Source organism: Parapedobacter flavus, assembly GCF_035818675.1.
In the GTDB taxonomy this organism is placed as follows: domain Bacteria; phylum Bacteroidota; class Bacteroidia; order Sphingobacteriales; family Sphingobacteriaceae; genus Parapedobacter; species Parapedobacter flavus.
In genome coordinates, this window is record NZ_JAYKZZ010000017.1 from 213,645 (window position 1) to 220,813 (window position 7,169).

Genomic DNA, 7,169 nt, shown 5'->3' on the forward strand with positions numbered 1-7,169 from the left:
ACGAAAGGTTCTAAAATTTGTAGGCTATGCTGGCAGCCATATGACGACCTTTCTGCGGATTGACCGACCAATAGCCGATATAGTATTCATCGTCGGCGAAGTTATTGACATTGAGGGTAATCCTTACATGCTCGCCATTATAAAACACGCTGGCATTGAGCAAGGTGTAGGCGGGCAGGTAGAAATCACCTGTCTGGCTGTTGTCAATCACTTTGTACTCGCTGGCGTAGTTTCCACCTATACCCAATCCGTAATTTTTAAGCGGGCCATTGAGGAACCGGTATGTGGCCCAGAGGTTGGCCAGGTTTTGCGGGCCCTGTCCGCCCGGGCTTCTTCCCGGTTCGGAATAAAAGTCGTTATCGTTGCCTTCTATTACCTTGGTTTCATTATAGCTGTACCCCGCAATCAGGCTCAAGCCAGCCATGGGGTGGGCACTGAGATCAACTTCAATACCCTTGCTGCCCACCTTGCCGCCTTGCACGGAGTTGTTCGGGTTGCTTGGGTCGGGATATACCCGATCGGAAACCTTGATATCGTATAGGGATACCGTGGCATACAGCCGATCGGAAAATAGGTTGGTCTTCACGCCATATTCCCACTGGTTGGCTTGCTCGGGCTTAAACGACTGCACGCGCAAGAAATTGCCATCCTGATCAAATACCTGCTGCGGCGCTACGTTGATGAACGCATTCATGTAGCTGGCAAAAATCGATACCTTATCGAGTACGGGCTGGTATACAAGACCAAATTTGGGCGATAGTGCGAATTGGTCGAAGTCGTCTTCCGCCGTACTTTTATCACCTAATGAATCGAAATAGTCTGCGCGGAGGCTCACCATCGCCATGATACCTGGTGTAACGTTGAGTACATTGGAGAAATAGGCACCGTAGGCACTGTTTGCTATGTTGCTCATGGTACCTTCCAGGCCACCAAGCAGGTTCTCTACCGAGGCCTGGGTCATGTATACCGGTTCCTGTTCTTCACCGGTAAAAGGATCGACGTAGTTCACATCGCCCTGGGGCGTTACATTACGGGCCCATCCCCACCCCGAACCGTTATCTACAATATCCCGACGGTAATAATCAAGACCGACTACCAGCCGGTTGCGCAACTTGCCGATTTTGAAATCGCCGTTGAAGTTTTGCTGGATATTAGTGGTGTTGGTGGTTTGCAGTTCCTTATGGAAATACTGGCTGAATTCGTTGTCGCCAGCTACGTCATCCCACATGTACGTATAATAGCCATCGGATTTTACGGTTCCCCGAGATACGACGGTCTGCGATGTCCACTGGTCTGACAAATGGTATACCATCTGGCCTTGCAGGTTGTATTTGGGGTTTTTGATGGTGATGTCGTTGCTTGTGAACGATAGGGATGTATTGAGATTAAGCTCTTCCAGGGTCGTGAAGTCCAGCGGGCTTAACCTGTCAGAGTGAAAGAATACCGGTGCAACGGCACGTTCCTCCTCCAATATTTCGGCCATCACCTGGAAGGAAAGCCTGTCGTTCACTTCGTAGGCCAACGTAGGTGCGATAAAGAATGATTTCTTGAACCCGGCATCCTGAAAGCTCCCCTCGGAGTGGTAGGCGGCATTCACCCGCAGCGCAATCTTTTCCGATTTGCTTAGCGGCGTGTTCACGTCGGCCGTAATGCGGTTCAGGCCGTAACTTCCTAGGCTATAAACCACCTCGCCACCAAACCCGTCGTAGGGCTTTTTCGTGATGGTGTTAATCAATCCGCCATAGCTGTAAAAGCTACCGCCGAACAACGTTCCCGAGGGACCTTTCATGACTCGGATTTCCTCTACATTTGCCGGATCGAGATTGCCACTGGTCAAACCCGGTAATCCGTTTATTAATGCCGGCTGCGCATCAAAACCACGCAGCGCGAAATAGGCGGCGCCATCCCCTGCCCTTCCTGTCGCTTCCCACGTGCGGGTGATGCCGGGCACATTACGCAGTGCATCATCGTAAGAGGTGATGACTTGTTGCTTCATCAACTCTGCAGACACCGTATTATACACCTGTGGATTCTCGAGGTTTTTCAACGGAATCTTGGCTATGTTTGTCGGCTTGTTGGCCGGCCGCTGTGAAGACACGATGACCTCACGTAGTTGGGCAGCGCTCTCTGGCAGCACGAAGTTGACCGTAACCACTTCATCGCGGGTTAGGTTGACTGCACGTTCTTGCGTTTCGAGCCCGATGAATGATGCAACAATCGTTAGCCTCCCTGGCTGGACGTTATTGATTTGATAGTTCCCACTACGATCTACCGTGGCACCGCGGTTGGTACCTTTGATCCTTATGTTCACAGATTCAGCCGGACTGCCGTCATACGTAGTTACTGAGCCACTGATTGTTCCGGTTTGCGCATAGGTAAGCCCTGCAGTGAAAAGCAGCAAGACCGCAAAGTAAAATTTCTGATTCATTTGATTCGACTTGTGTGGCGCAAAAGTATTTATTTATATTAAATCTAAACAATTTAATTTAAAAAAATCCGGCCTTTTGCAAGGCAAGTCGATAAGGATAAATAAAAAAAGCGGTGGAAAGGGCTGCTATAACCAGAAGATAATGGCAGCCGCCATGGCTAGGCCCACAACAACCATAATCCAAAAAAGACGGCTCTCGCTGGTGGTATCCGCACCCTTGTAATGATATTTTCGCTTGGGTATATTCATGAGCTAAGTACTTAACAAGTTTTACTTTCTATTGTTTGGATGCCGAAACCCTGCGGTTTCCATACGCAGTAATCTCACAATTTCACAACCTCACAAGTTCACCATCTCCAAAGGCTCACTCGTGATGATACGGCTCGCCTTTCAATATGGTAAACGCCCGATACAGTTGTTCCACAAAAAACAACCTAACCATCTGATGTGAAAAGGTCATTTTCGAAAGCGAAAGCTGACCATTGGCCCGCTGGTGTACCGATTCATCGAAACCATACGGTCCACCTACAACAAATACCAAGTGCTGTACGCTACCAACCATCAACTTATTAAGATATGCAGCAAAATCTACAGAGCGGCATTCCTTCCCCCGTTCATCGAGTAGCACCACTTGATCGCCCGGCGAAAGCTGTTTAAGGATGGCTGCGGCTTCTTTTGCCCGCTGCTGGTCTGCGCGTAAGTGCTTGGTGTTCTTTACGTCGGGGATATGAACCATGTTAAACGGAATATAATGTTTCAGCCGCTGCTGAAATTTGTCAATAATCGCCGCCAACTGGCCCTCATCAGTCTTGCCCATACACAATAAGGTTATCCGCATCCCACAAACTTAGGTAATTTTGGTTTATATGCAAGCGCCGTGGCGACGGTGGGTTTTTGGCACTGCTTTTGCCATTCATAGGCATTTTAACTACACATCAAATTTATCATCATGAAGAAAACACTATCCTTGCTCTGCATCGCTATGGCTACGATTTGGCATGTACAGGCGCAGGAAACGGCGACAGACACGGCATGGCGGGTTTCGGGTGAAAACACGCTGCTGCTCAACCAGAGTTCATTTTCCAATTGGGCCGCCGGTGGTATCAACTCTTTCGCCGCTAACCTGATTTTCAACTACGACTTCAACTACAAGAAAAACAAGTGGAGTTGGGACAATAAAGTCATCGCCGCCTATGGACTTACCAAGCAGAAGTCAATCGGCTGGCGCAAAAATGACGACCGCATTGTGCTGAATAGCTTGCTCGGTTACGAAGCGGCAGAACGGTGGCTATATACGTTCTACCTCAATTTCAACACGCAGTTTGCCGACGGTTTCCAGTACGATGCCGACAACAACAGCACGTTGATTTCGACAGCCTTCGCCCCGGCATACCTCAGCTTCGGCCCCGGTTTCGCCTATAAAGAGTCGGATAATTTCCGGTTCAACCTCTCCCCGGCCGCAGCGCGTCTAATCTTCGTCACCCATGATAGTCTCTCGGCACAAGGCGCTTTCGGTGTGGACCCCGGATCGACCTCCCGTTTCGAGTTCGGCGCCTCGTTCGATGCGTACTACAAAGCCAACTTGATGGAAAACGTGAGTGTGGAGAATATTCTTAAACTGTATTCGAACTACCTTGAAGATCCGCAGAACGTTGATGTAGACTATACGCTCAACCTCTTTATGAAAGTGAATGATTACATCACGGTGAATGGTGGCGTACAGTTGATTTATGATGACAACACGCTCATCCCGCGTCAGGAAGACGGAGTGTTTATCGCCGGATCGGAACGGCCAACCTTGCAAGTAAGGCAGGTATTGGGTGCGGGGATTACGTATAAGTTTTAAGCCCTGAGCATTATTCTTTAGTCGTAAGTCGTGAGTTCGTTAGCCATAAAGTAGTCTCGCGGTTAGCTTATGACTTACGACTAAAGTTATTGGTACCAGCTACCTAAACCCCATAAACCTACTCCGCTTCTTCTTCTACGATCACGAAAATGTCTTCGTTATCTTTCTTCATCTGGTAGCGTTCGCGGGCCACGCGTTGCTGTTCTTGTGGATCGGTGTTTAGGTCATGGATGGCTTTTGATATCCGGTCAATTTCCGTCGTATAAAACACTTTTTCGGCCTTGAGGCCCTTTAGCTGGCTATAATAACCGTACTGGGTAGCTACATCATGTCGATCGAAAAACAACATCCATACGGCAAATGCGACGATGGCGATGAGATACTTATTACGTATAGCACTCAGAAAACGTTCCATGCACACAAACTTAGCTAAAATTCTCTTATATGCAAAATGTTCTGTTTTTCAGAAATTTGTGAATCTGTGAGTTTGTGAGTTACAGTAGACCGACCTCACCGCCAAACCGGTAGCTGAGTCCGATTTCGTGGGTGGTGTTGTTGATGCGCCGGTTGAGCGGCTGGTTACCCGGATTGAACTGGTAGCTGTAACCCAGCCCGATGCCCGAGAAATTGAACTGCGCCATGCCGGCGAGCTCACCGTAGCTACGGACGTTGAGGCCGATGCCGAAGGTACGCTTCACGAAAAACATGGCCGCCGCTTCGGCCTGCGGCCGCAGGCTCTCTGAGTAGGTCACCAGCGCGCTGGGACGGAACTGGAAGTCAGGGCCCAAGTTGAACAGCGCCCCTGCCGTGAGGTGGTATAAGTTACTGAAAGCATAGCGGCTTTCGCCGCCGCCCACCCCCAGATTACCCAGCATGAGCCGCGGCAATGATAACCCCACGTAGTACCGCTCGGGACGGTACAGCATCACGCCGAAGCCCACCAGCGCATCGGTTTCCTTCACATCCTCGCTGAAGGCCGGGTCCATCGGGTCCAGCTGTGAGAAGCGGCCATCCATATAGCTGAAGCCAGCATTGAGCGACAGCCCCAGGTATTCGGTCTCCGATATGCGCACGCTCTTGGCGAAGAAGACCGAGGCCTCGGTGAGCTTCTCTACGGCCATGCTTTCGTGGCGGATGCTGATACCAGCTGTGGCGCCGAACCGCTGCAGGCCGATATGGCCACTACCCCAGAACACCGTAGGCGCCCCATCTAAGCCTACCCACTGCCGGCGGCCGATCACCGACACCTCCCCGCCCCTATGCATCAGGCTGGCTGCCGGGTTAATCACCGTGCGGAGTTGGCCGTGTTGCGTGTGCGTGAGCGGCTGCTGGGCATGTAATACGGTCATACCCGCACCCAGTGCCATAACCGTCAATATCGTTTTAAATACCATCTTTTAACTAATTTAATCATTGACAATTGACCATTAACCATTGACAATTAACCATTAACAATCACATCAATACCTCAGCACAAACCATCCCTTCTCCACCTTCCATTCCCCTTCGGCATGGATTTCGGCAATGTAAAAATACGTCCCTGCGGGCACCTGCAACTGCCCGGCACCGATGCCACGGAACGCCACCGTGCCGTTGTTATAACCCGAGGCTTCATAAACCACGGTGCCGTTGCGGTTGAATACGTTCACTCGGTTTTTTGGATAATCCTTGATGCCCTCGATGATCAGATATTCGTTGATGCCGTCGCCATTGGGCGACAGGGCTTTGTGTATGCGGATGGGAATGTCCGCCGTGGGGTCGATAACCCGGATGGCTGTGACCACAGCCTGGGCGGATGCATAATTGTCATCGCCGGCCTGTGTCGCCGTGATCCGTACGGTACCCAAGCGCAGGATGTCCAGGCCCGTTCCATTGAGCATGGCAACCTCTTCATCGTCGATGCCGAGCGATACAGGCAGACCACTGCTGGCCGACACATCGAGGGGCACGAGACCGGCATCCCGGTTCACCTGCGTCGGCACGTCGTGGAAAGCAATGATTTGCGATGCTTTATTCACCGTCAGGGTATGCGATTCGGACGGGATGTTTTCATATAACGGGTTTTCGGGTAATGTTGCGGTAATTACAGCGGTGCCCGCGCCCACAATGTGGAGTGTACCATCGTCCACAATCACGGCCACGTCCTCGTTGCTGCTGCTGAACAGGATGGCCTCGTCCGAGCTGCTTTCGGCCTCCAATGCATGATCAGCGTCGCCATAAGTGAACGTGGGCAGTGCGGCGAACGTCAACGTACGAACGCTCGGCAAAATCGTCAGCGTAGCCATCAGCTCGCTATCCCTATAGTTTGTACCGCCATGGATGGTCGCGGTAACGGTCTGGCTGCCGACATCTATCCGATTATTATCCGCGTAGCTTACCGACGTGCCGGTAGGCAGCGTGCCACCGATGGCGAGCGACTGCGCCATGCCGTCGTAAACGAAGCTGCCGTCGGCAAAGGTGATGCCCGTAATCGTAGCCGGCGTAACGGTCAGCGTGGCCGTCAGCACCAGGTTGTCGTAGTTCGCGCCGCCATTGATGGTGGCCGTGGCTGTCTGGCTACCGGCATCCGTGCGGTTGTTGTCCGCGTAGCTTACCGAGGTGCCGGTAGGCAGTGTACCGGCAATGGCGAGCGACTGCGCCGTGCCGTCGTAAACGAAGCTGCCGTCGGCAAAGGTGATGCCCGTGATCGTAGCCGGCGTAACGGTCAGCGTGGCCGTCAGCACCAGGTTGTCGTAGTTCGCGCCGCCATTAATGGTGGCCGTGGCTGTCTGGCTGCCCGCATCCGTACGGTTGTTATCCGCATAACTTACCGACGTGCCCGCAGGCAGCGTACCGCCGATGGCGAGCGATTGCGCCATGCCGTCGTAAACGAAGCTGCCGTCGGCAAAGGTGATG

Annotated in this window: 7 protein-coding genes; 1 reads left to right on the top strand and 6 read right to left on the bottom strand. The window is 51.9% G+C overall.

All coding sequences use genetic code 11. The annotated features are described in order from the left end of the window. Positions 1-10 precede the first annotated feature (10 nt). From U9S71_RS15285 to rlmH, 3 genes are all read right to left on the bottom strand, one after another. The gene (locus U9S71_RS15285; protein WP_326328451.1) at positions 11-2,428 is read right to left on the bottom strand and encodes a TonB-dependent receptor; all 2,418 of its coding nucleotides are present in this window, start codon (positions 2,426-2,428) and stop codon (positions 11-13) included. A 126-nt stretch (positions 2,429-2,554) separates the two neighbouring features. Then, on the bottom strand, positions 2,555-2,677 hold the full coding sequence (locus U9S71_RS15290; protein ID WP_326328452.1) for a hypothetical protein: 123 nt from the start codon (positions 2,675-2,677) through the stop codon (positions 2,555-2,557). 115 nt (positions 2,678-2,792) lie between these two features. Beyond that, complete coding sequence (gene rlmH, locus U9S71_RS15295) at positions 2,793-3,266, bottom strand: 23S rRNA (pseudouridine(1915)-N(3))-methyltransferase RlmH (RefSeq protein WP_326328453.1); 474 nt, start codon at positions 3,264-3,266, stop codon at positions 2,793-2,795. A gap of 111 nt (positions 3,267-3,377) precedes the next feature. On the opposite strand from rlmH, the gene U9S71_RS15300 reads away from it, so the two are divergent. Further along, complete coding sequence (locus tag U9S71_RS15300; RefSeq protein ID WP_326328455.1) at positions 3,378-4,274, top strand: DUF3078 domain-containing protein; 897 nt, start codon at positions 3,378-3,380, stop codon at positions 4,272-4,274. Between the two features lie 118 nt (positions 4,275-4,392). Here U9S71_RS15300 and U9S71_RS15305 read toward each other — a convergent pair whose 3' ends face one another. The 3 genes from U9S71_RS15305 to U9S71_RS15315 all read right to left on the bottom strand — a co-directional run. Next, positions 4,393-4,689, bottom strand: a complete 297-nt coding sequence (locus tag U9S71_RS15305) for an FtsB family cell division protein (protein ID WP_326328456.1) — start codon at positions 4,687-4,689, stop codon at positions 4,393-4,395. A gap of 79 nt (positions 4,690-4,768) precedes the next feature. Beyond that, the gene (locus U9S71_RS15310) at positions 4,769-5,668 is read right to left on the bottom strand and encodes a PorP/SprF family type IX secretion system membrane protein (protein ID WP_326328457.1); all 900 of its coding nucleotides are present in this window, start codon (positions 5,666-5,668) and stop codon (positions 4,769-4,771) included. 66 nt (positions 5,669-5,734) lie between these two features. Beyond that, a partial coding sequence (locus U9S71_RS15315) for a T9SS type B sorting domain-containing protein (RefSeq protein WP_326328458.1) occupies positions 5,735-7,169 on the bottom strand: 1,435 nt, incomplete at its 5' end.

Excerpts from the sequence above, each read along its gene's own strand:
- U9S71_RS15305 (WP_326328456.1), bottom strand. The coding sequence starts at position 4,689 with ATGGAACGTTTTCTGAGTGCTATACGTAATAAGTATCTCATCGCCATC.
- rlmH (WP_326328453.1), bottom strand. The coding sequence starts at position 3,266 with ATGCGGATAACCTTATTGTGTATGGGCAAGACTGATGAGGGCCAGTTG.
- U9S71_RS15285 (WP_326328451.1), bottom strand. The coding sequence starts at position 2,428 with ATGAATCAGAAATTTTACTTTGCGGTCTTGCTGCTTTTCACTGCAGGG.
- U9S71_RS15290 (WP_326328452.1), bottom strand. The coding sequence starts at position 2,677 with ATGAATATACCCAAGCGAAAATATCATTACAAGGGTGCGGATACCACC.
- U9S71_RS15310 (WP_326328457.1), bottom strand. The coding sequence starts at position 5,668 with ATGGTATTTAAAACGATATTGACGGTTATGGCACTGGGTGCGGGTATG.
- U9S71_RS15300 (WP_326328455.1), top strand. The coding sequence starts at position 3,378 with ATGAAGAAAACACTATCCTTGCTCTGCATCGCTATGGCTACGATTTGG.